Origin of the sequence: Cupriavidus sp. IK-TO18, from assembly GCF_015549295.1 — a bacterium.
In the GTDB taxonomy this organism is placed as follows: domain Bacteria; phylum Pseudomonadota; class Gammaproteobacteria; order Burkholderiales; family Burkholderiaceae; genus Cupriavidus; species Cupriavidus oxalaticus_A.
Genome location: NZ_JADGMP010000029.1, coordinates 224,730 through 245,421, shown reverse-complemented (window position 1 = coordinate 245,421; position 20,692 = coordinate 224,730). Strand labels below are relative to the sequence as shown.

Here is a 20,692-nt window from a genome sequence, read left to right as displayed (position 1 = left end):
CTAACTTGAGGTTTGATACTTGCGGCTCCATTGTTTGCCCTTCTCTCAACACAGAGTTGATGACCATGCTGACGCCTGCCCGCCCCAATGCTTCGCTGAACCTGATCAATCCCCCCGCGCTGTACGACCCGCGTCCCAACGGCTATTCGCACGTGGCGGTGGTGGAAGGGCCCGCCCGCATCGTCTACGTGGCCGGGCAGGGCGGCGAGGATGCCGCCGGCTGCCTGGCGGCGGATTTTCCGCGGCAGGTGGCGCGGGCCATGCAGAACCTGCGCATCGCGCTGCAGGCCGCGGGCGCCGACGTGGGCGATGTCGCCAAGCTGACGGTGCTGGTGGTCGACCACTCGCACGACCGCCTGCGCACCTTCGGCGCCGCGCTGCGCGAGATGTGGGGCGACCGGCGCGCGCCGGCCTGCACGCTGATCCCGGTGCCGCGGCTGGCGCTCGACAACATGCTGTTCGAGATCGAAGCCACCGCGGTGCTGCCCGGCTGAGCCGCGCGGGCAGCCGCCGCAGTACGTTACTGCGGCACGCGTGGCGCGGCGCTGAAGGTCTTGTTGACGATCTTCCACGCGCCGTCGATCTGCAGCAGCGTCATGTAGTCGGTAAAGACCACGTCCGGATGCTCCAGCACGACCTTGGCCACGCCGGCATTGCCGACCACGTCGAACTGGCTGATGGCGCGCCGGCGCTGCGCTTCATCGGCCGGCGGATGGCCGGGGCAGCGCGCGGCGATAAAGTCTTCCACCGTCAGCGAATGCAGCTTGCCGTCGCGGAACGAGACGATGCGGGCGTCGGCATGGAAGGCGCGGCGCATCACCTCGGGGTTGCCGGTGGCGTGGCCCTGCAGGTAGTCCTCGATCGGGGCCAGGGCGGCGGTGTGGCGGGAAGTCAGGCCGGTTGTACTGTAGGTCATGGTCTCCTCCAAAACTGGGGCGGCGCGGGAAGCACCCGGCCGCTACATTGAAAGCACTGATTGTATTCCAGTTTTGTATGCAAAACAGAAGCGCCGATCTAGGCCTGTGAGAGCGACGCGACGATCTGCTCCCGTAGCCAGCGATGTGCCGGGTCACGGTGCACGCGCTCATGCCACAGCATCGACATCTCGTAGCCCGGCACCTCGACGGGCGGCTCGACCACGCGCAGTGCCGGCGCATCGCGCACCAGGCGCTGCGGCACCATCGCCACCAGGTCGGTGCTCGCCAGCACCGCGGCGACAAAGAGGAAATGTGGCACCGACAGCACCACGCGGCGCTGCATGCCGGCCAGCGCCAGCGCCTCGTCGGTAACGCCGGAGAAGCCGCCGCCGTCGGGCGACACCATCACATGCTCGAGCGCGCAGAACTGGGCCAGCGTCGGCCGCCGCTTCAGCCGGGGATGGCCGCCGCGGCCCGCCAGCACATAGCGCTCGGTGAACAGGGCGCGCCGGTGCAGCGCGGGCGGCGAGCCTTCGGTCGTGTGGAAGGCCAGGTCCAGCTCGCCCTGCTCGCACTGGCGGGCGATGCGCGACGGCACCATCTCCAGCACCGCCAGCCGCGCGCCCGGGGCGGCGGTGCGCAGCGCCCGGATGGCCGGCAGCACGATGGTCGATTCGCCGTAGTCGGTGGCCGCCACGCGCCAGGTATGCGTGGCGGCGGCGGGATCGAAGGGACTGTCGGGCGACACCGCGTGCTCCAGCGCGGCCAGCGCTTCGCGCAGCGGCTCGCGCAGCGATTCCGCCCTGGCCGTGGGCCGCATGCCGCGCGGCCCGGGCAGCAGCAACGGATCGCCGAAGTAGTCGCGCAGCCTGGCCAGGTGGACGCTGACCGATGGCTGCGAGAAATGCAGGCGTTGCGCGGCGCGGGTCACGTTGTGCTCGGACAGCAGCACGTCCAGCGTGACCAGCAGGTTGAGGTCGAGCCGCCTGAGATTAGTCATGACAATACCTGTGATATTGGATATTCATTTCCAATATACCTCGCGGCGGCCTAAGCTGGCTTCTCCCGATCATTGCTTACCCAAGGAAGCCGCTGTCATGAACGTTCTTATCGTCTACGCCCACCCCGAACCCACCTCGCTCAACGGCGCCATCCGCGATTACGCGGTGCAGCGGCTGAGCGATGCCGGCCACCAGGTCCAGGTATCCGACCTGTACGCGATGCAATGGAAAGCGCAGCTCGATGCCGCAGACAGCAAGGCGCGCCGCGGCGATGCGCCGTTCCATCCCTCGCTGGATTCCAGGCACGCATTCGAGAACGGCCTGCAGAGCGACGATATCGCGCGCGAGCAGGACAAGCTGCGCTGGGCCGATACGGTGATCCTGCAGTTCCCGCTGTGGTGGTTCTCGATGCCGGCGATCCTGAAAGGCTGGATCGAGCGCGTCTACGCCTATGGTTTTGCCTACGGCGTGGGCGAGCACTCGGACGAACGCTGGGGCAACCGCTACGGCGAAGGCATGCTCGCCGGCAAGCGCGCGATGCTGGTGGTCACCACCGGCGGCTGGGAATCGCACTACAGCGCGCGCGGCATCAACGGGCCGATCGACGATGTCCTGTTCCCGATCCAGCACGGCATCCTGTACTACCCCGGCTTCGACGTGTTGCCGCCGTACGTGGTGTACCGGACCAGCCGGGTCGACGACGCGCGCTTTGCCGCGATCCGCGCAGAGCTGGGCGAGCGCCTCGATACGCTGGCGACCACGGCGCCGATTCCGTTCCGGCCGCAGAACGCCGGCGACTACCGGATCCCGGCGCTGACGCTGCGCGAAGACGTGGCGCCGGGCCTGGCAGGGTTTGCCGCGCACGTCGCATGAGCCGCGCGCGCGGGGGCACCGTGCGGCAGGCAGGCGCCTGCCACCGTCATTCAGCGCGGATATCCGCGCGCGCGGCCACTGCGCGCATCTCCGGCAGCTCCTTCTCGACCCGCGCCCGCACCGCGGCGCCGTTGCCGTAGGCCGGCGTCAGCGCCAGCTCGACCATGCGCGCGCGCGTGGCCGGGGCATTGGCGACTTCGGCCAGCGCCTTTTCCAGCTTCTGCTGCACCGGCGCGGGCAGTCCCGCCGGCGCCAGCAGTGCGAACCACGTGCCCATCTGGAAGCCGGGATAGCCGCTTTCCGCCACCGTCGGCACCTGCGGCAGCGCCGGCAGCCGCTGCGGCGACAGCACCGCCACCGGCCGGATCTTGCCGCCCTTGATCAGCGGCAGGCTGGCAACCACGGTATCGACCGCCACCTGCACCTGCCCGCCGGCGAGCGCGGTCAGGCTCGGCGCGCTGCCATTGAAGGGAACGTGGACCATGCGGATGCCGGTGGCGGACTTGAGCATCTCGCCGCCGAAATGCACCGACGAACCCGTGCCGAACGAGCCATAGGAGAACTTGTCGGGATGGGCCCTGGCCTGCGTCACCAGGTCCTTCACCGAGCCGACCTGCGCATCGGGATTGGCAACCAGCACCAGGCTCATGTCGGCGACCAGGCCCAGCGGCGTGAAGCTCTTGATCGGGTCATAGCCCAGATGCTGCCGGATCGCCGGGTTCAGCGTCAGCGTGGTGCTGGCCGCCAGCAGCAGGGTGTAGCCGTCAGGGGCTGCCTTGGAGACCTGGGTGGCGCCGACCACCGTGCTGGCGCCGGGCTTGTTCTCGACCACTACCGGCTGGCCCAGCTTTTCGCCGAGGCCGACAGCGAGCAGCCGGCCCAGCAGGTCGGTGGCGCCGCCGGCGGCGAACGGCACCACCAGCCGCAACGGGCGCTCGGGCCAGGCTGGCGCCTGCGCCATGGCAGGCGCCGTGGCCATCGCCGCGCTGAATGCGGCACAGGCGAGGAACAGCTTCGGGGGCAATGCGGTCATCGGATTCACTCCTGCCGGCAGTTGTAGGAAAGCGAAGCGTGGGCACCGGCCCGGGTCAGGCCGGGCCGCGTGTGTTGTGATGGTGTGGTGTGTTGTCGAACTAGGCCGCGCGGTCCAGCCACGGGCTGCGCACGCGCGAGAAGCCGCCGGCCTGGTCGTAGGCATGGCCCAGCTGCAGCACCGCCGCGTCGGCCTGCGCCGGCCCGATGATCTGGATGCCGGCTGGCAGCCCCTGCGGGCCGAAGCCGGCGGGCGCGGCCAGCGCCGGCAGCCCGGCCATGGTGGCCGGCACCACGACCTGCATCCAGCGGTGGTAGGTGTCCATGTCACGGCCGCCGACGCTGCGCGGCCAGTCCCATCCGGCGTCGAACGGGAACACCTGCGCGGCCGGCAGCACCAGGTAGTCGAAGCGCTCGAACAGCGCGCGCAGTGCCTGGTACCACGCGCTGCGCTCGCACAGGGCTTCGTAGACGCGCGTGCCGGGCAGCGCCAGGCCGCGCTCGATTTCCCAGGCGGCCTCGGGCTTGAGCAACGCGCGCGTGGCCGGGTCGCGGTACAGCGTGCCATTGGCGCCGGCCACCGAGAAGCTGCGCAGGTCGATCCACGCCTGCCACAGGCGCTCCAGCTCGAAATCCGGCAGTGCGGCGTCGACGTCGCAGCCGAGCGCGCGGAAGTGGTCCAGTGCCTGCTCGCAGGTTTCGAGCACACCGGGCTCGGTCGGCAAGTGGCCGCCCAGGTCGCCAAGCCAGCCCACGCGCACACCTTTCCAGTCGCGCGCGGGGGGCAGCGTGAAGGCGCCGGGCGCTTCGGCGCGCCGCGTCAGCGGCATGCGCGCATCGAAGCCGGCCTGCACCGACAGCAGCAGCGCCAGGTCGGGCACGTTGCGCGCCATCGGCCCGGCCACGCTGAACTGCTGGAAGAAGACCTCGTCGGCGGGCCCATGCGGCACGCAGCCGACCGACGTGCGCAGGCCGTACACCTGGTTGAAGGCCGCGGGCGTGCGCAGCGAGCCCATCATGTCCGATCCGTCCGCCACCGGCAGCATGTGCAGCGCCACGGCCACCGCCGCGCCGCCGGAGCTGCCGCCGGCCGAGCGCGCCGGGTCGAAGGCATTGCGGGTGGTGCCGTAGACCGGGTTGTAGGTATGGCCGCCCAGGCCGAACTCGGGCGAGTTGGTGCGGCCGATAAAGACCGAGCCCGCGGCGCGCATGCGCTCGAAGATCGCGGCATCGCTCCGGGTGACCTGCCCGGCAAAAATCGGCGACCCCTTGGTGGTGACCATGCCCGCCGCCGGGCTGATGTCCTTGGGCGCTTGCGGAAAGCCGTGCAGCGGGCCGCGGCTGTCGCCGCGCGCCAGCTCGGCATCGAGCGCTTGCGCCTGGCTGCGCAGCACGTCGCGGTCGACTGGCGCGACGATGGCGTTGACGCGGGGGTTGTGGCGATCGACCTGGCCGAGGAAGGCCTCCAGCACCTCCACGCAAGAGACCTCGCGGGCATGGACGGCGCGCGACAGGGCGACGGCATCGAGTTCGGTGATCGGGTCGGTGGGAAGCGCGGTGGGAAGCGTGATGGAAAGCGCGCTGGAAAGCCTGTTCGCCATGGGTTCTCCCGGTGTCTCCTGTGGTGTCGGGAAAAAGCATACGGGCCCGGCAGGGCTTTACGCAATCGATGATTTTTTCAAATATCCTTGCATAAAACGCAAAGCGGCTCGCTGCACCGCCGCATTCCACGGAGCTGCCCCCATGCTGTCGCACCGCCTGCAGGACACCTCCCTGCGCTACTTCCTGGAGGTGGTGCGCAGCGGTTCGCTGACCGAGGCGGCGCAGCGCCTGAGCGTGACCGTTTCGGCGGTCAGCCGGCAGGTCGCGGCACTGGAGGCGCTGCTGGGCGTGCCGCTGTTCGACCGGCGCCCCCGGGGCATGGTCGCGAGCGCCGCCGGTGAACTGCTCGCCGCCTATGCGCTGCGCGGCGCCCTGGAAGCGGACCGCGTCGTGGCGGAGATCGCCGCGCTGCAGGGGCTGCGCCGTGGCCGCGTGCGCATTGCCAGCTCCGCCGGGTTTGCCATCGAGTTCCTGCCGCGCATCGTCGCCGAGTTCCGCGAGCGCTATCCGGGGCTGCATTTCCATGTGCGCGTGGCGGCGCCGGCGGAGGTGACCGGCATCGTACTGCATGGCGACGCGGACATCGGCATCACCTACAGCCGTGCGGCCGAGCAGGGCATACGCATCGAGCATCGCCAGCCCGCGCCGGTCATCGCCATCATGCGGCCCGACCACCCGCTGGCGCGCTTTCGCAGCATCACGCTGGCGCAGATGCAGCCGTACCCGCTAGCGCTGCCGGAAGGCGACAACACCGTTCGGCAGCTGTTCGACATTGCCTGCGGCGAGCGCGGCATCGTGTTCGATCCGGTGCTGGTGACCAACCACTTCGAGACGCTGACCAGCTTCGTGCTGCATGGCGGCGGGCTGTCGATCTCGGGCGCGGTGACCGTAGGCGACCGCCTGCGGCGCGGCGAACTGCATGCCGCTGCCATCCGCGAGCGCGGCATGCGCAGCCGTGCGGTCGAACTGCAGACGCTGGCCGGCCGCACGCTGCCCGAGGGAGTGCGCGCTTTCCTGGACTTCGCCCGGGAGCGCCTGGCGGCGGAGATGGGCGCGGCGGCCTGAATCCTGCGCTGGCGGCGCTGGCTATGGCCCGCGCTTGCGCCGGGCGGCGGGCCGGTTCAGCACCACCCACGCCGGTGCATGGTCGCTGGGATGATCCTCGCCGCGGACCCAGGTGTCGACGCCCGCATCGCGCAGCCGCGGGGCGAGGTCGGCGCTCAGCAGCAGGTGGTCGATGCGCAGCCCGGAGTTGGTCTGCCAGTGCTGGCGGAAGTAGTCCCAGAAGGTGTAGACGCGTTCCTCGCCATAGTGCGTGCGCAACGCATCGGTCCAGCCTTGCGCCAGCAGGCGCGCGTAGGCCTCGCGGCTTTCAGGCTGCAGCAGCGCGTCCTTGCGCCACGAGCGCGGGTTGTAGATGTCTTCGTCGGTGGGCACCACGTTGTAGTCGCCCGCCAGCACCACCGGCTGGCCGCTGTCGAACAGCGTCTGCGCGTGTTCGATCAGCCGCGCGAACCAGGCCAGCTTGTAGTCGAACTTGGGCCCGGGCTGCGGATTGCCGTTGGGCAGGTAGAGGCAGCCGACCAGGATGCCGTGCACCGCTGCCTCCAGGTAGCGGCTGTGGCTGTCGTCGGGATCGCCGGGCAGGCCACGGCGGACTTCCACCGGATCGGCGCCGCGCGCCAGGATGGCAACGCCGTTCCACGACTTCTGGCCGTGCCAGACGGCGCCGTAGCCGGCCTCGCGCAGTTCGCGCGCGGGAAAGCTTTCGTCGGCGGTCTTCAGTTCCTGCAGGCAGGCCACGTCGGGCGCCTCGCGCTCCAGCCAGTGGCGCAGCGCGCCGACCCGGCTGCGGATGCCGTTGATGTTGAACGTGGCGATCTTGAGGGCGGGCATGGGCACCTTGCGCGTTGGTAATGAGGCAGGAACGAGGCCGGCCGGCACAAGTGCCGGCCGGGGCATCTGCCGCGCGCACCGGCGCTGCACCGGTGCGCTGCTGCGGCAAATCAGGCGCGCCAGGTGCTCCCGGTCGCCTCGGACGTACTCGTGCTGCCGGCGCTGGTGCCGTGGCCCTCGCGGCGCACCCGGATGTCGTTGTTGACTTCCTTCACGCCGTAGGTGCCGTCGGCCAGATCCTCGATGTAGTACTTCTGGCCGCGCTCGCGCACCGTGCCGGTCAGCGACACCACGCCTTCGTTGACGTCGACGCTGACATCGCTGACATCGACGCCGCGCGCATAGCTGAGCCGCTCGCAGATCTGGTCGCGGATGCGGTCGTCGCTGCGCTGGTAGCCGCGCGGGCCAGCCTTGCGCTCGTGCTCGCGCTGGTCGGTGCCGAACAGGTCGCCGACCGCCTCGCCGATGCGGCGGCCAAGGTTGTAGAGCACGCCGCGGTCTTCCCGGTCGTCGCCGCGATAGCCTTCGCGATCATCGGTTTCCCACCCCCGCTGGCGCGCCGCCGCGCGGCTGTAGCGCTGGCCGTAGCGCTGCTGGTCTTCGCGCTCGTCGCGGTCCTCGGTCCAGTAGCGGGTGTCGCTGCGCAGGTCGCGGAAGTAGCGGTCGCGGTTGCGCTCGCGAGCGATCTCATACGGGTCGCGGGCGCGCTCGGCGCTTTCGCGCCACTGGCGGTCGGCGTATTCGTCATCGCGTTGCCATGCCTGCGGATCGCGCCATTCGCCTGCGCGTTCCCAGCCATAGCCGCCGTTCAGGCCGTAGCTCAGGCTGCTGCCGGCTCGGCGGCGATAGCGCTCTTCGTCCCGGTCGCGCTGGCTGCGCTCGTCGCGCTCATACCGCCGGCTTTCATCGCCCTGGTAGCCCTGGGAACCCTGGGAACCCTGGAAGTCCTGGCGCTGTGGATAGTCGTAGTCACCGCGCCACGCACCGGCGGAGCGCTGCTGGCCGCGGCTGCCGTACTCGCCTTGCGTCGGCCGCTCCGGATACCGGCCGGCTCCGTACTCGTCACTGTAGCCGCCGCCCTGGCGTGCCGGCCCGCCGTAGCTGGTCTGGCCCGGCGTCAGCTGCTGGCGACGGCGCTGCGCCTGCCAGCGGTCGCGGTCGCTTTCGGATTCCGGTTGCCAGTCGTCGTCGTCCCACGCCTGGCGGCGTTGGCGTTCGTCGTAGTAGTAGCTCATGCTGATTTCCTGATATGTGAATGGCGCCATACGCGGACGAGCACAACAATGTCCGCATTCCGGTGGCGGGTTATCAGGAGCGGCAAGATTCATACCGTGCGGCAGCCGCGCGCCTGCGGCCCGGGTGACGCCGCAGGCCCCGTGCAAGCCTTGCAGACCTTGTAAGGGATGCAGGGTGGGGAACCGGGAGAAATGCCGCGTGCTCCACAACGGGGCGGCGCCGCGAACCAGCGGACGAAAAGCGACACCCGCATGGATAGGCTGGTGCGGGCGGCCGCGGCGACGCTTGTGTTTACCCTGAAAACCAGCCCGAGCCACGCCCGCGACACCGGGGGATATGTCAGAATCCGCCGGCAACCCGTCGCGCCGACGCAACGGCAGGGCCCCGCAACCACACTGGCATGACAAGCACAACAAGAGTCCTGATCGTCGAGGATGACCCGGCGGCGCAGAGCCGCCTGGTGCAGGCCGTCGAGATGCATGCTCCCGCCAGTACCGTGGCCGGCTGCGCCGGCAGTGTCGCCAATGCCCTTGCCTGGCTGGCGCTGCACCAGCCCGACGTCCTGCTGTGCGACCTGGGCCTGCCGGACGGCAGCGGCATCGCCGTGATACGCCAGGTGCGCGAACGCTATCCCGAGTGCGAATGCATGGTGGTCACGGTGTTCGGCGACGACCAGCACATGCTGGCCAGCATCGAAGCCGGCGCCATTGGCTACCTGCTCAAGGACGAGACCACCGACCGCATCGCCGCCTCGATCGGCGAACTGCGCGCCGGTGGCTCGCCGATGAGCCCGCTGATTGCGCGCCAGGTGGTCAACCGCCTGCGCGGCGAGCCCGCCGCGGCCGCTGGGTTGGCCGGGGCCGCCGAATGCGCCGGACGCGGCAACGCCGCCCAGCGCGGCGTCACGCTGTCCGCGCGCGAAAGCGAGATCCTCGACCTGATCTCGCGCGGCTATACCTATGCCGAGACCGCGCGCTATGTCGGCCTGAGCGTGCATACCGTGCAATCGCACATCAAGAACATCTACGGCAAGCTGGCGGTGCGCTCGCGCGGCGAAGCCGTGTATGAGGCCGCCAAGCTCGGCCTGCTCAAGTCCCTGTAGCTTCCTGCGCCATGCCGCCGACCTGGCTGCGACTCACCCGGACCTTGCTTGCCGTGCTTGCGGTACTGCTGCCGCTGTCGTGGCTGGCGTCGCCGGCGCGTGGTGCCGCGCCGGCCGCCAGCGACGGGCTGGCGGAGCTGGAGCTGGCCGTGCGCAGCGCCACGCTTAGCGACGGCAGCGTGCTGCCGGCGCAGCCGCTGACGCTGCCGGACTATTGGGACCGCGCGCTGCCGGGCAAGTCCGGCATGGCGGTCTACGACCTGCGCTTTGACCGCGGCTGGCCGGCGGCGGCAGCGGCAGGGCTGTTCGTGCCGTGGGCAGGCGGCAGCTACGAGGTGCGCCTGAACGGCATCCTGGTGGCGGCGGGCGGCAGCCTGGGCGCGCCGTCATCCGCGCTGGCCAAGCGACCCTACTATGTGCCGTTGCCGCCGGAGCTGGTGCGCGAGCACGGCAACGCGCTGCGCATCACGGTGGCGGCGCGCGCGTTTTCACGAGCCGGCCTGCTGCCGGTCACGGTGGGGCCGGCCAAGGCGGTGCGCGCGCGCTACCAGGACGCATTCATGGTGCGCGTGGCCGGGCCCTTCATCGTCGCCGTGCTTAGCGCCGTGCTCGGCACCATCGCGCTGCTGATCTGGTGGCGCCAGCGCGACCCGCTGTTCGGCCTGTACGGCCTGGCCGAGATCGCCTGGAGCGTGCGGCTGCTCGACTATTTTGTCGACGACCTCGCGCTGCCGCCGGAACTGCGCAGCTATATCGTCGCGGCCGCGCGCGAGGTCTTCCTCGGCGCCATCGGCAAGTTCTGCCTGCTGGTGATCCGCGTGCCCTGGCGCTGGCTGCACCGCACGCTCGACGCCTACCTGTGGCTGGCATTGCCCATACTGGCGCCGCTGGCCGCGCTGTCGAGCCATCCGCTGGTGTTCCCGCTGAGCTGGCTGGCCAAGGTCGGCATCATCCTGACGGTGGCGGCCGCGCTGGTATGGGCCGCGCTGCGGCATCCAAGCCGCGAGGCCAGGCTGCTGGCCGCCACCGTGGGCGTGTCGGCGGTGCTGTTCCTGGGCGACTGGCTGCGCGTGTGGCTGACCGGCGACTACTACTGGGTGCACTCGATGACCCGCTATGTCTCGGTGCCGTTCAGCGTGGTCATGGCGTGGATGCTGGTGGAGCGCTACACCAGCGCCGTACGCAGCCTGCAGCGCGCCAACCAGGTGCTGAGCGAGCGCGTGGCGCAGCGCGAGGCCGAGTTGCGCGCGGTGTTCGCACGCGCGCAGAAGGCCGCCGCCGAGCAGACCGCGCTGCGCGAGCGCAGCCGCATCCTGCGCGACATGCACGACGGCCTCGGCAGCCAGCTGGTCACCACGCTGTCGATGCTGGAGTCAGGCCAGCCCAGCCGCGCGGAGATCGCCGGGCAGGTGCGGCATGCGCTGGACTCGCTCAAGCTCTCCATCGATGCCATGCAGGACACCGGCGGCGACCTCGCCGCGGTGCTGGGCAACCTGCGCTACCGGCTGGGGCCGCGCATCGAAGAGGCCGGCATCGCCATCCGCTGGCAGGTCGAGCGGCTGCCGGTGCTGCCCCACTTCACCGCGCGCAAGGTGCAGGAGCTGCAGTACCTGCTGCTCGAGGGCATCACCAACGTGCTGCAGCACGCCGGCGCCAGCGCGATCACGCTGGCGGCGCATGCCGACCCGGTGGCGCAGGTGATCCGCGTCACGCTGGGCGATGACGGGCGCGGCTTCGATGTCGACGCCCCGCGTGGCGGGCGCGGGCTGCGCAATATGGGGGTGCGTGCTGCGGCGATCAGCGGGCGGCTGCAACTGAAATCGGTACCGGGCCAGACGACGCTGACGATCGAACTGCCGCTGGCGCCGACGGGGGATGAGGACGGCGAGGAAGGTGAGGGACTGGCACCCGCCGCATGATCGTGCCGCGGCGGCATGCCAGGGCGCAGGCCGGGCGGGGACGTAGCCGCCCGCCATCACCGCCCGCAGGAAGCCTTGCGCATTGCTTCCTGGTTACGACGCCTGCCCGGCTCGCAACGGCAGCGTCCGTACCGCCAACGCTGCCAGCGATGTGGCCGTGGCGAGCGCGGCCACACCCGTCCAGCCGGCATGCGCCAGCGCCAGGCTGCCAAGCGCGGCGCCCGCGGCCATGCCGGCGAACATGCAGACAAACAGCACCGCGTTCAGCCGGCTGCGCGCGCCCGGGTCGATGCCATAGACAATGGTCTGGTGTGCGACCAGCGTTACCTGCACGCCCAGGTCGAAGCCGACGGCGGCGGCCACCAGCAGCCCGAGCTGCGCCTGCGGCGACAGCCATGGCGCCAGCAGCATGGCGGCAAAGGACAGCGCGGCGAGCGCGGCGCCGAGCCGGGTCACGGCCTGCGGGCCGCGGCGGTCGGCGATGCGGCCCGCGATCGGGGCGCCGAGCGCGCCTGCCGCACCGGCCAGCCCGAATGCGCCAGCAGCTTCGCTGCCAAGGTGGAACGGGGCGCCATGCAGCATCACCGCCAGCGTTGACCAGAACGCGCTGAAGCCGACCGACAGCAGCGCCTGCGCCAGCGCCGCGCGGCGCAGGTCGCCATGCCGGCGCCACAGCGTCAGCAGCGAGCCCAGCAGCGCGCGGTAGGGCATCACCGCGGTCGGGGCGAAACGCGGCAGGCTGCGCCGCGCCACCAGCGCCATCGCGGCGATGCTGCCGGCGGCGGCGATGAACATCGCGCGCCAGCCGAATTGCGCGGCGACAAGGCCGCTGACCACCCGCGACAGCAGGATGCCGAGCAGCAGCCCGGTCATGACCGTGCCCACCACCTTGCCGCGCTGCGCATCGGGCGCCAGCGTTGCCGCGGCGGGCACGATGTCCTGCGCCAGCGTGGCGGACAGGCCGATGGCCAGGCTCGCCGCCAGCACCAAGCCGATGCCGGGCGCCAGTCCCGCCAGCAGCAGGGCGGCCACCAGCGCCGCCGACTTGGCCAGGATGATGCGGCGGCGGTCGAAGCGGTCGCCGAGCGGTGCCAGCAGCAGGATGCCCAGCGCATAGCCAAGCTGCGTCAGCGTCGGGATGGCGCCGACAGCCGTGGCGGAGGTGTGCAGGTCAGGCGCCATGATGCCGAGCATGGGCTGGCTGTAGTACAGCGACGCGACGGCGAGACCGGCGGCAGTGGCGAGCATCAATACGAGGCGTGCCGGGAGCGCCGGTGCCGGCGATGGCGCCGCGATGGCAGCGGCGGGCGAGGTGGATAGGCAAGGCATGGTCGTTGTTCCTGAATCTGGTGATTTCGTTGAAAAAAGGCAGATCCGCAATCGGTGCAGTGGATGCGATGGATGCAGATGTTGTCCGGCCCCCGCGTTTTCTGGTAGAGGTGTGCGGTGAACAACGGCTATACGAGGCGCGTATGACCAGATCCCGGACCACTGCACGGGCCACCGCACGGGCCGGCACCCCGGAACCCGCTCCGGCCAGCGCCGGTGCCGACCGCATCGACCTGCTCCAGACCTTCGTGCGCATCGTCGAGGCCGGCAGTTTGTCGCAAGCCGCCGCGCAATTGCGGACCACGCAGCCCACCGTCAGCCGCCGCCTGCAGGCGCTGGAGCGGCAGCTGGGCGTGCGCCTGCTGCAGCGCTCCACGCATGGGATGAAGCTGACCGAAGACGGCGAGCGCTGCTACGAGCGCGCCAAGGCGCTGGTCGGCGACTGGGCGACGCTGGAGGCCGACCTGCGCGGCGCCGGCTACGCGCCCGAGGGCACGCTGCGCGTGGTGGTGCCGCATGCCTTCGGCCAGGACCTGATGGTGCCGCCGCTGGCCGCCTACATGCGCCAGTACGACCAGGTCGCGGTGGAGTGGCTGCTGCATGACCGCACGCCCGACTTCATCGCCGAGGCCATCGATTGCGCCATCCATGTCGGCGAGGTGCGCGAGCCCGGGCTGGTCGCAGTCAGGCTGGCCGAAGTGCCGCGCGTGGCAGTCGCCGCGCCGGCGCTGCTCGAAGGCCGGCGGCTGCCGCTCCAGCCCGAGGAACTGGAGGCGCTGCCCTGGCTGGCGCTGCACACCTTCTACCGCCAGGCGATGACGCTGTCGCACGCGGCCAGCGGCGACTCCCGCGAACTCCGGTTCCGGCCGCGGCTGAGCACCGACAGCCTGTACGCGTTGCGCAGTGCCGCGCTGCAGGGCCTGGGCGTCGGCGTGGGCTCGGCGTGGATCTTCGCCGACGACATCGCGCGCGGCGACCTGCTGCACCTGCTGCCGGAGTGGCAGGCCGAGCCGCTGCCGGTCTACCTGGTTTATCCGTACGCCAGCTTCTACCCCGCCAGGCTCAGGTTGTTCATCGATGCCATGCGCGAGGCGGTGCCGGCCATGGCGGGCGTGCAGCCGCCGCGCGCCCGGCGCAGGCAGGCACAGGCCGGGGCGGGCAAAGCGAGGGCCGGAAAGCGATAGACGACGGCACACCGCAATCGCGCAGAGGACTCTGTCGGTATCGCCGACCTTGGCGTGCAAGCACCGTTTTTCTGCCCCTGGTGCGTGCATTTTGCCCCGATGCCGGGCATTTTCTGCACCCCGTTTGCGCATCGTCAAAACGATCGGAATTCGTGCTTCAGGCCTGGAAAACGCGGCCGATAGCCCGGGGGAAAGCCAACCCCTTGCCGAGCCCGATGACCGCCTTTTTCCGCCCCGCCGAGCGCCTGATGGCGCGCCTCAACATCAACCAGAAACTGACCCTGATCGCGGTGCTGTTCCTCGTGCCGCTGTGCGGCGCGATGTACGTCGTGCTGCATGGCTCGGCGCAGTCGATCCGCACCACCGACAGCGAACGGCGCGGCCTGGTCATCGTCGGCCACGCGCTTGATTTCATGCGCGAGACGCAGGTCCGGCGCGGTGCCGCGAATACCGTGCTGGCCGGCAACGCCGGCTTCCGGCCGACCTTCGACGCGGCCGACGGCAAGGCCGCGGCCAACCTGGCCGGACTGCTGCGCGCCACCGCCGACAACTCCGGCTTTGCGCTCGAGCCCGCGGCGCGCAAGCTGGAGCAGGACTGGCAGCAGATCCGCGGCCTCGGCCTGAACACCTCGCCCGGACCGCTGTTCGAGCGGCACAGCGCATTGGTCAGGCAGACGCTGCTGTTCATCGCCGACGTGGCCGACCGTTCGGAGCTCGCGCTCGACGGCGAGGCCGGCGCCTACTACCTGATCAGCCTGATGGTTGGCCCAATGCCGCGCCTGGCGGAGCACAGCGCGCTGGCGCGCGGGCGCGGCGCCGGCATCATCGCGCAAGGCGGCTATGCCGATGCCGCGCAGCAGGCCGACCTGGGCGCGCTTGCCGAGCAAATCCAGGAGGGACTGGAAGCCATCCGGCGCGATGCCGCGCGCGTGCGCAGGAATGCGCCGGCACACCAGCCGCAGCTCGACGCGGCCATGCAGCAGCTGGCGGCGATGGACAACTTCCACCGCACGCTCAAGTCGCGCATGCTTGGTGCGAGCGGCATCGGCATCGATGCCAAGACCTATTTCGACGAGGCGACCGCGGCGATCAACGGCGTACTGGCCGCCAACAGGGAACTCTCGGCCATCGCCGGCGCCATGCTGGCGCAGCGCATCGCCGCGCAGCAGCGCCAGTTCGTGCTGCTGGCGGCGCTGGGCGTGGTCGCGCTGGCCCTGGCCTTCTATCTGTTCGGCGGCTTCAGCCGCGGCATGCGCAGCGATGTGCGCACCGTGGGGGACATGGTCGACCGCATCAACGCCGGCGACCTGAGCCTGAGCATGGCGGTGCACGGGCGCGACGAACTCAGCGAGGTCAAGCGCCACCTGCTGTCGCTGGTGGACAGCTGGCGCGGGCTGATCGGCGATACCAAGGCCGGCGCGCACAATGTGCTGGCTGCCGCCGGCGAGATCGCGCAGGGCAATATCGACCTGTCGGCGCGTACCGAGCAACAGGCCTCTTCGCTGGAGCAGACCGCGGCCAGCATGGAGCAGCTTACCGCCACCGTGCAGCAGAACGCCGGCAGCGCCGGGCAGGCCAGCGAGCTGGCGCGCGAGGCGTCGGACATCGCGCTGGCCGGCGGCGCCGCGGTGGGGCGCATGCGGCAGACCATGCAGGACATCGAGGCCGATTCGCGCCGCATCGTCGACATCATCGCGGTGATCGATGCCATCGCCTTCCAGACCAATATCCTGGCGCTGAACGCCGCGGTGGAGGCGGCGCGCGCGGGCGAGGCCGGGCGCGGCTTCGCCGTGGTGGCGACCGAGGTGCGCGGGCTGGCGCAACGTGCCGGCAACTCGGCCAAGGAAATTGGCGAGCTGATCTCGCAGTCGGCGCAGCGCGTGGCATCCGGCACGTCGCTGGCGGTGGATGCCGCCGCCAGCATGGACAGCACGGTGGCGGCGATCCGCCGCGTGACGGCGATGATGGACGAGATCAGCCATGCCTCGCGCGAGCAGAGCACCGGCATCGCGCAGGTCAACCAGGCGGTGGCGCAGATGGATCAGGTCACGCAGCAGAACGCCGCGCTGGTGGAGGAGGCCGCCGCCGCGGCGCAGTCGCTGCAGGCGCAGGCGCAGCAGATGCAGCGCGCGATGGCGGTGTTCCGCACCGAGGCGCAGGCGGCCTGATGCCGCTGGCGCGGGGTCAGCGCCGCAGCAGCCAGATCACGACCGAGACCACCACCGACACCAGGATGCAGGTCGTGATCGGCAGGTAGAAGCTGAAGCCGTCGCGGACGATATGGATGTCGCCGGGCAGGCGGCCAAGGCGGTCGAACGGCAACTTCGACAGCCAGGGCCAGGCGGCGCCGGCGGCAAGCAGCACGGCGCCCAGGATGAGGAGCAGGCGTTGCATGGGATGGGGAGGGTCAGCGGGCGATCCTGAGGCATTTGACCGGCAGGTCGACGCATTGATTCCGGTCTGCCGCCGGCCAGCCATCCTGGTCAGGATGCCGTGATTTACATGGATTTCGGAATGTAAATTGAAGGCTCGCGCTTTTTGTATGAAATTTCCTTATTCGTATTGATGGTTGGGATAGAAAATTTCAGTATGTCGTAGAACATTGAAATAAATATCCAAAATAGTGAGGAACAGATAGTGAAAAACCCGAGATAGGTGCCTAAGATTCGTTCAATTAGAGAACGTGAGTTCGCTATTAGAACAAATCGCGGTGCCGGTCGTGCCTGCCTGCAGGCGGACCGCGCGATTTCCAAGGCAGACGGAGACAATAGTGCCCCAATCCCTCCAAACCAAGGCTGGCGTCGCGGACGTCCAGGCCCTGATCGACGGACAGCGATTCACTGCTTACCAGTGGCTGATCCTTGTGCTTTGCTTCCTGGTGGTTGCCGTCGACGGCTTCGATACCGCCGCCATCGGGTATATCGCGCCGGCGCTGGTGCAGGACTGGGGGATCGAGAAATCGGCCCTCGGGCCCGTCATGAGCGCGGCGCTGTTCGGCCTCGCCTTCGGCGCGATCTTTGCTGGCCCGCTGGCTGATCGCATCGGCCGCAAGAAGGTGCTGGTGCTGTCGGTCTTCTTCTTTGGCGCCTGCAGCCTGGCCACGGCCTTTGCGCCCACGCTGGGCTGGCTGACGGTGCTGCGCTTCCTGACCGGCCTGGGTCTGGGCGCCGCCATGCCCAATGCCGTGACGCTGACCGCCGAGTTCGCGCCGCAACGCCGCCGGGCCGTGCTGGTGAACACTATGTTCTGCGGCTTTCCGCTCGGCTCCGCGGCCGGCGGCTTTGTCGCCGCCGCGATGATCCCGCATTTCGGCTGGCACAGCGTGCTGCTGCTTGGCGGCATCGTGCCGCTTGCGCTGGCGCTGCTGCTGGTGGTGCTGCTGCCCGAGTCGGTGCGCTACATGGTGTTGCGCAACTATCCGGCCGACCAGATCCGCCAGCTGCTGCGGCGCGTGACCGGCGCGGACGTGGGGGCAGCGAACGCCTTCGTCATCGGCGAGCAGGCGCCCGCGACCCGCTCCGCCATCGGCACCGTGCTGGCGCCGGGCTATCGCCTGGGTTCGGCGATGCTGTGGTGCACCTACTTCATGGGCCTGGTCATCTTCTACCTGCTGACGAGCTGGATGCCCACGCTGATGAAGGACGCCGGCTTCTCGATCCAGCACGCGTCATTCCTGACAGCGCTGTTCCCGCTCGGCGGCGGCATCGGCACCATCGCGGCCGGGTGGTTCATGGACCGCTTCAACCCCAACAAGGTGATCGCCATCACCTACGCCGCCACCGGCGTGCTGATCTACGCCGTGGGGCACGGCACTGGCAGCCAGGTGCTGCTTGGCGTGCTGATCTTTCTCGCCGGCACCGCCATGAACGGCGCGCAGTCGTCGATGCCGTCGCTGGCCGCGGCGTTCTACCCGACGCAGGGCCGTGCCACCGGGGTGGCGTGGATGCTTGGCATCGGCCGCTTCGGCGGCATCACCGGGGCCTTGCTCGGTGCCGAACTGCTGCGGCTGCATCTGGGCTTCGACACCATCTTTACGCTGCTTGCCGTGCCGGCATTTCTGGCTGCCGGTGCGCTGGTGGTCAAGCATTTCAGCGGCAGTCATGCCCCGGGTGCCGACGCCGAGGGCAGCGCCGGCGTGGCAGCTCACTGAGCCTCACTGAGCAGTCCTGAGCATCACTGAGCATCACTGAGCCGCAAGCGGCCGGGCCGCGGCGCGGATGCAGTCAGCCAGCGCTTCGGCCATCGGGCTGAGGGTGCGGTCGCCGTGCCGTAGCAGGCCGATCGGTTCCTCCGTGCCCTGCGTATCGAGCGGCAGCAGGACCAGTTCATCCTCGGCCACCGCGCGCTGCGCGGCAGACAGCGGCGCCGCCCACACGCAGTCGCTGTGGCGGGCCAGCAGCCGTCCGAGGTAGGCGTCCGATGTTTCCACGCATCCGCCCGGCAGGGGCAGGCCGTGGCGGGCGAGCAGGCTTTCGGTGTTGTGGCGGGGGATCGAGCCCGCTGCCGGGATCACCAGCGGCCATGCCAGCACGTCAAGCAAGGTCGGCCGCGATACGGCGGCAAGAGGGTGCGCGGAACGCACCGCCAGCGCCAGCGAGTCCGGGCCCAGCGATTCGAACCACAGGCTTTCCATGGCAACCGGGTCATCCATCCGGCCAATGACCAGATCCAGCACATCGGCCTTGAGCTGGTCGATCAGGCTGCGGTTCATGCCGGTCTGGACGGCAAGCCCGACCTCGGGGTGCGCGGCGCGGAAGCGCAGCAAGGCATCGGTCAGCACCGCCGGCACGACGCTGGGCAGCGCGCCCAGCCGGATGCGCTCCTGTGGCTGCGCCTGCTCGCCGGCCATGCTGTCGGCCGCCGCATCGATATCGGCGAGGATGCGCAGCGCGTGGCGCAGGAAGCGCGTGCCGGCGGTGGTCAGTTCCGTGCCCGCGCGCTGGCGCACCAGCAGGCGCGTGCCGGTCAGCTCCTCCAGCTCGCTCAGGGTCTTGGACACGGCTGGCTGCGTCAGCCCCAGGCGATCAGCGGCGCGGCCCAGGTGCTGGGTCTGCGACACCGCCACGAAGCAGTAGAGATGCCGCAGCCGCACGCGGTTGCGGAAGATTTCGAGCGCGGGTGGGGCGGGGGTTTTCATGCTGAAAAGTTATCGTAATTCTTGGAAATCTCAATTTACATGACTTTATGTGTTGCTTAAAGTCATACCATTCCAACGACAAGGAGACTGCGCAATGACCCGCCTTGCCCAGTATCGACGTCCCTACTGGGACACCCAGCCCGAATACCGCTTCGACCCCTACGCTTCCACGCAGAAGCGCTCGCCGGGCCAGCCGCTGATTGCGCTGCCGCAGTCGCTGTCCGAAGTGACCGGTCCCACCTTCGGCGCCGAGTTCGTCCGCGAAGGCGATAACGACCTCACCGTCGGCAACGGCGGCGAGCCCATCGGCGAGCGCATCCTCGTGACCGGCCGCGTGCTGGACGAGAATGGCCGGCCGGTGCCGAACGCGCTGATCGAGGTGTGGCAGGCCAACGCGGCCGGCCGCTACGTGCACAAGCGCGACCAGCACGACGCGCCGCTGGACCCGCATTTCTCCGGCGAGGGCCGCACCGTCACGGACGCCAACGGGCACTACCGGTTCAAGACCATCAGGCCCGGCGCCTATCCCTGGCGCAACCATCACAATGCCTGGCGGCCGCAGCATATCCACTTCTCGCTGTTCGGCAACGCCTACGCCACGCGGCTGGTGACGCAGATGTACTTCCCCGGCGATCCGCTGCTGCCGTTCGACCCGATCTTCAACTGCGTGCCGGACGAGAAGGCGCGCGACCGGCTCATCGCCAGCCTCGACTGGGAGACCACCCAGCCCGAATACGCGCTCGGCTACCGTTTCGATATCGTGCTGCGTGGCCGCGATGCCACGCCGATGGAGTAAGACCATGCTTTACGCCACCGCATCCCAGACCGTCGGCCCTTACCTCCATATCGGCCTGAGCGGGCTGAACTGCGCCGACCTGACCGCCAGCGCACCGGCACTGGCCGGCCAGCGCATCGTGATCGAAGGCCGCGTCACCGACGGCAACCGCGAGCCCGTGCCCGACGGCATGGTCGAGATCTGGCAGGCCAATCCCGCCGGCCGCTACCGCCACGCCGAAGACACGCGCGAGCTGCCTCTGGTGCCAGGCTTTACCGGCTTCGGCCGCGTGCCGACCGAGGCTGACGGGTCGTTCCGCTTCGTCACCGTCAAGCCGGGCGCCGTGCCCGGTGCCGACGGCCGGCCGCAGGCGCCGCACATCATGGTGTCGGTGTTCATGCGCGGGCTGGTCAAGCACGTTGCCACGCGCATGTACTTTCCGGACGAGGCCGCGGCCAATGGGGCCGATCCGGTGCTGGCGCTGGTGCCGGCCGAGCGGCGCGGCACGCTGGTTGGCAACGATGCCGGCAATGGCGTGCTGCGCTGGGATATCGTGCTGCAAGGCCCGGGCGAGACGGTGTTCTTCGATATCTGACACGCCGCGCCGGCGGCCGGGGAATCTCCCGGGCCGCCGGCGACAAAGCATAATCAGGTGGTCGTCATCGCCACGACCCCTACCGATCGCCCCC

19 protein-coding genes are annotated in these 20,692 nt (G+C 69.7%); 10 read left to right on the top strand and 9 right to left on the bottom strand.

Going from position 1 to position 20,692, the window contains the following annotated elements:
* The first annotated feature begins 59 nt into the window (after window positions 1-59).
* Window positions 60-494, top strand: a complete 435-nt coding sequence (locus IPF36_RS21595) for a RidA family protein (RefSeq protein ID WP_195430138.1) — start codon at window positions 60-62, stop codon at window positions 492-494.
* Between the two features lie 26 nt (window positions 495-520).
* Here the strand turns inward: IPF36_RS21595 and IPF36_RS21590 are convergent, their stop codons facing one another.
* Entirely contained in the window at window positions 521-916 is a 396-nt protein-coding gene (locus IPF36_RS21590) for a nuclear transport factor 2 family protein (RefSeq protein ID WP_135703222.1), read from the bottom strand.
* 98 nt (window positions 917-1,014) lie between these two features.
* Window positions 1,015-1,917 carry a LysR family transcriptional regulator gene (locus IPF36_RS21585; protein WP_135703221.1) on the bottom strand — a complete coding sequence of 301 codons (903 nt, stop codon included), beginning with the start codon at window positions 1,915-1,917 and terminating at the stop codon, window positions 1,015-1,017.
* Between the two features lie 97 nt (window positions 1,918-2,014).
* Between IPF36_RS21585 and IPF36_RS21580 the strand changes: the two genes are divergently transcribed.
* Window positions 2,015-2,791, top strand: a complete 777-nt coding sequence (locus IPF36_RS21580; RefSeq protein ID WP_135703220.1) for an NAD(P)H-dependent oxidoreductase — start codon at window positions 2,015-2,017, stop codon at window positions 2,789-2,791.
* Window positions 2,792-2,837: 46 nt separating this feature from the next.
* On the opposite strand, the gene IPF36_RS21575 is transcribed toward IPF36_RS21580, so the two are convergent.
* Together IPF36_RS21575 and IPF36_RS21570 are read right to left on the bottom strand one after the other, a co-directional pair.
* Complete coding sequence (locus IPF36_RS21575) at window positions 2,838-3,824, bottom strand: tripartite tricarboxylate transporter substrate binding protein (protein WP_133095950.1); 987 nt, start codon at window positions 3,822-3,824, stop codon at window positions 2,838-2,840.
* 100 nt (window positions 3,825-3,924) lie between these two features.
* On the bottom strand, window positions 3,925-5,424 hold the full coding sequence (locus IPF36_RS21570; RefSeq protein WP_195430134.1) for an amidase: 1,500 nt from the start codon (window positions 5,422-5,424) through the stop codon (window positions 3,925-3,927).
* A 142-nt stretch (window positions 5,425-5,566) separates the two neighbouring features.
* Between IPF36_RS21570 and IPF36_RS21565 the strand changes: the two genes are divergently transcribed.
* Window positions 5,567-6,490, top strand: coding sequence for a LysR substrate-binding domain-containing protein (locus IPF36_RS21565; RefSeq protein WP_195430131.1), 924 nt, complete (start codon window positions 5,567-5,569; stop codon window positions 6,488-6,490).
* A 21-nt stretch (window positions 6,491-6,511) separates the two neighbouring features.
* Here IPF36_RS21565 and xth read toward each other — a convergent pair whose 3' ends face one another.
* Together xth and IPF36_RS21555 are read right to left on the bottom strand one after the other, a co-directional pair.
* Window positions 6,512-7,321 (bottom strand): exodeoxyribonuclease III, encoded by an 810-nt coding sequence (gene xth, locus IPF36_RS21560; RefSeq protein WP_195430128.1) that lies wholly within the window; start codon window positions 7,319-7,321, stop codon window positions 6,512-6,514.
* Between the two features lie 110 nt (window positions 7,322-7,431).
* Window positions 7,432-8,556: a BON domain-containing protein gene (locus IPF36_RS21555; protein WP_135703217.1), complete on the bottom strand. Its 1,125-nt coding sequence runs from the start codon at window positions 8,554-8,556 to the stop codon at window positions 7,432-7,434.
* A gap of 401 nt (window positions 8,557-8,957) precedes the next feature.
* On the opposite strand from IPF36_RS21555, the gene IPF36_RS21550 reads away from it, so the two are divergent.
* Together IPF36_RS21550 and IPF36_RS21545 are read left to right on the top strand one after the other, a co-directional pair.
* Complete coding sequence (locus tag IPF36_RS21550) at window positions 8,958-9,659, top strand: response regulator transcription factor (protein ID WP_195430125.1); 702 nt, start codon at window positions 8,958-8,960, stop codon at window positions 9,657-9,659.
* An 11-nt stretch (window positions 9,660-9,670) separates the two neighbouring features.
* Complete coding sequence (locus IPF36_RS21545) at window positions 9,671-11,578, top strand: histidine kinase (protein ID WP_243736936.1); 1,908 nt, start codon at window positions 9,671-9,673, stop codon at window positions 11,576-11,578.
* A gap of 93 nt (window positions 11,579-11,671) precedes the next feature.
* Here IPF36_RS21545 and IPF36_RS21540 read toward each other — a convergent pair whose 3' ends face one another.
* Window positions 11,672-12,907 carry an MFS transporter gene (locus IPF36_RS21540; protein ID WP_195430122.1) on the bottom strand — a complete coding sequence of 412 codons (1,236 nt, stop codon included), beginning with the start codon at window positions 12,905-12,907 and terminating at the stop codon, window positions 11,672-11,674.
* A gap of 143 nt (window positions 12,908-13,050) precedes the next feature.
* On the opposite strand from IPF36_RS21540, the gene IPF36_RS21535 reads away from it, so the two are divergent.
* Window positions 13,051-14,091, top strand: coding sequence for a LysR family transcriptional regulator (locus tag IPF36_RS21535; protein ID WP_195430120.1), 1,041 nt, complete (start codon window positions 13,051-13,053; stop codon window positions 14,089-14,091).
* Window positions 14,092-14,306: 215 nt separating this feature from the next.
* Window positions 14,307-16,259 (top strand): methyl-accepting chemotaxis protein, encoded by a 1,953-nt coding sequence (locus tag IPF36_RS21530; protein WP_195430117.1) that lies wholly within the window; start codon window positions 14,307-14,309, stop codon window positions 16,257-16,259.
* Between the two features lie 16 nt (window positions 16,260-16,275).
* On the opposite strand, the gene IPF36_RS21525 is transcribed toward IPF36_RS21530, so the two are convergent.
* A complete protein-coding gene (locus tag IPF36_RS21525; RefSeq protein ID WP_133095941.1) occupies window positions 16,276-16,485 on the bottom strand; it encodes a DUF2905 domain-containing protein in 210 nt (69 codons plus the stop codon).
* A 376-nt stretch (window positions 16,486-16,861) separates the two neighbouring features.
* Here IPF36_RS21525 and IPF36_RS21520 point away from each other — a divergent pair, with 376 nt between their 5' ends.
* Window positions 16,862-18,241: an aromatic acid/H+ symport family MFS transporter gene (locus IPF36_RS21520; protein ID WP_133095940.1), complete on the top strand. Its 1,380-nt coding sequence runs from the start codon at window positions 16,862-16,864 to the stop codon at window positions 18,239-18,241.
* 33 nt (window positions 18,242-18,274) lie between these two features.
* Here IPF36_RS21520 and IPF36_RS21515 read toward each other — a convergent pair whose 3' ends face one another.
* Window positions 18,275-19,228, bottom strand: a complete 954-nt coding sequence (locus tag IPF36_RS21515; RefSeq protein WP_195430114.1) for a LysR substrate-binding domain-containing protein — start codon at window positions 19,226-19,228, stop codon at window positions 18,275-18,277.
* Window positions 19,229-19,322: 94 nt separating this feature from the next.
* Between IPF36_RS21515 and pcaH the strand changes: the two genes are divergently transcribed.
* Both pcaH and pcaG read left to right on the top strand, forming a co-directional pair.
* Entirely contained in the window at window positions 19,323-20,024 is a 702-nt protein-coding gene (gene pcaH / locus IPF36_RS21510) for a protocatechuate 3,4-dioxygenase subunit beta (protein WP_133095938.1), read from the top strand.
* 4 nt (window positions 20,025-20,028) lie between these two features.
* Window positions 20,029-20,598: a protocatechuate 3,4-dioxygenase subunit alpha gene (pcaG, locus tag IPF36_RS21505; protein ID WP_195430111.1), complete on the top strand. Its 570-nt coding sequence runs from the start codon at window positions 20,029-20,031 to the stop codon at window positions 20,596-20,598.
* The last annotated feature ends 94 nt before the right edge of the window (window positions 20,599-20,692 follow it).

Excerpts from the sequence above, each read along its gene's own strand:
- IPF36_RS21575 (WP_133095950.1), bottom strand. The coding sequence starts at position 3,824 with ATGACCGCATTGCCCCCGAAGCTGTTCCTCGCCTGTGCCGCATTCAGC.
- IPF36_RS21595 (WP_195430138.1), top strand. The coding sequence starts at position 60 with ATGACCATGCTGACGCCTGCCCGCCCCAATGCTTCGCTGAACCTGATC.
- IPF36_RS21550 (WP_195430125.1), top strand. The coding sequence starts at position 8,958 with ATGACAAGCACAACAAGAGTCCTGATCGTCGAGGATGACCCGGCGGCG.
- xth (WP_195430128.1), bottom strand. The coding sequence starts at position 7,321 with ATGCCCGCCCTCAAGATCGCCACGTTCAACATCAACGGCATCCGCAGC.
- IPF36_RS21590 (WP_135703222.1), bottom strand. The coding sequence starts at position 916 with ATGACCTACAGTACAACCGGCCTGACTTCCCGCCACACCGCCGCCCTG.
- IPF36_RS21535 (WP_195430120.1), top strand. The coding sequence starts at position 13,051 with ATGACCAGATCCCGGACCACTGCACGGGCCACCGCACGGGCCGGCACC.
- IPF36_RS21525 (WP_133095941.1), bottom strand. The coding sequence starts at position 16,485 with ATGCAACGCCTGCTCCTCATCCTGGGCGCCGTGCTGCTTGCCGCCGGC.
- IPF36_RS21570 (WP_195430134.1), bottom strand. The coding sequence starts at position 5,424 with ATGGCGAACAGGCTTTCCAGCGCGCTTTCCATCACGCTTCCCACCGCG.
- pcaG (WP_195430111.1), top strand. The coding sequence starts at position 20,029 with ATGCTTTACGCCACCGCATCCCAGACCGTCGGCCCTTACCTCCATATC.
- pcaH (WP_133095938.1), top strand. The coding sequence starts at position 19,323 with ATGACCCGCCTTGCCCAGTATCGACGTCCCTACTGGGACACCCAGCCC.
- IPF36_RS21515 (WP_195430114.1), bottom strand. The coding sequence starts at position 19,228 with ATGAAAACCCCCGCCCCACCCGCGCTCGAAATCTTCCGCAACCGCGTG.
- IPF36_RS21565 (WP_195430131.1), top strand. The coding sequence starts at position 5,567 with ATGCTGTCGCACCGCCTGCAGGACACCTCCCTGCGCTACTTCCTGGAG.
- IPF36_RS21545 (WP_243736936.1), top strand. The coding sequence starts at position 9,671 with ATGCCGCCGACCTGGCTGCGACTCACCCGGACCTTGCTTGCCGTGCTT.
- IPF36_RS21555 (WP_135703217.1), bottom strand. The coding sequence starts at position 8,556 with ATGAGCTACTACTACGACGAACGCCAACGCCGCCAGGCGTGGGACGAC.
- IPF36_RS21580 (WP_135703220.1), top strand. The coding sequence starts at position 2,015 with ATGAACGTTCTTATCGTCTACGCCCACCCCGAACCCACCTCGCTCAAC.
- IPF36_RS21530 (WP_195430117.1), top strand. The coding sequence starts at position 14,307 with ATGACCGCCTTTTTCCGCCCCGCCGAGCGCCTGATGGCGCGCCTCAAC.
- IPF36_RS21540 (WP_195430122.1), bottom strand. The coding sequence starts at position 12,907 with ATGCCTTGCCTATCCACCTCGCCCGCCGCTGCCATCGCGGCGCCATCG.
- IPF36_RS21585 (WP_135703221.1), bottom strand. The coding sequence starts at position 1,917 with ATGACTAATCTCAGGCGGCTCGACCTCAACCTGCTGGTCACGCTGGAC.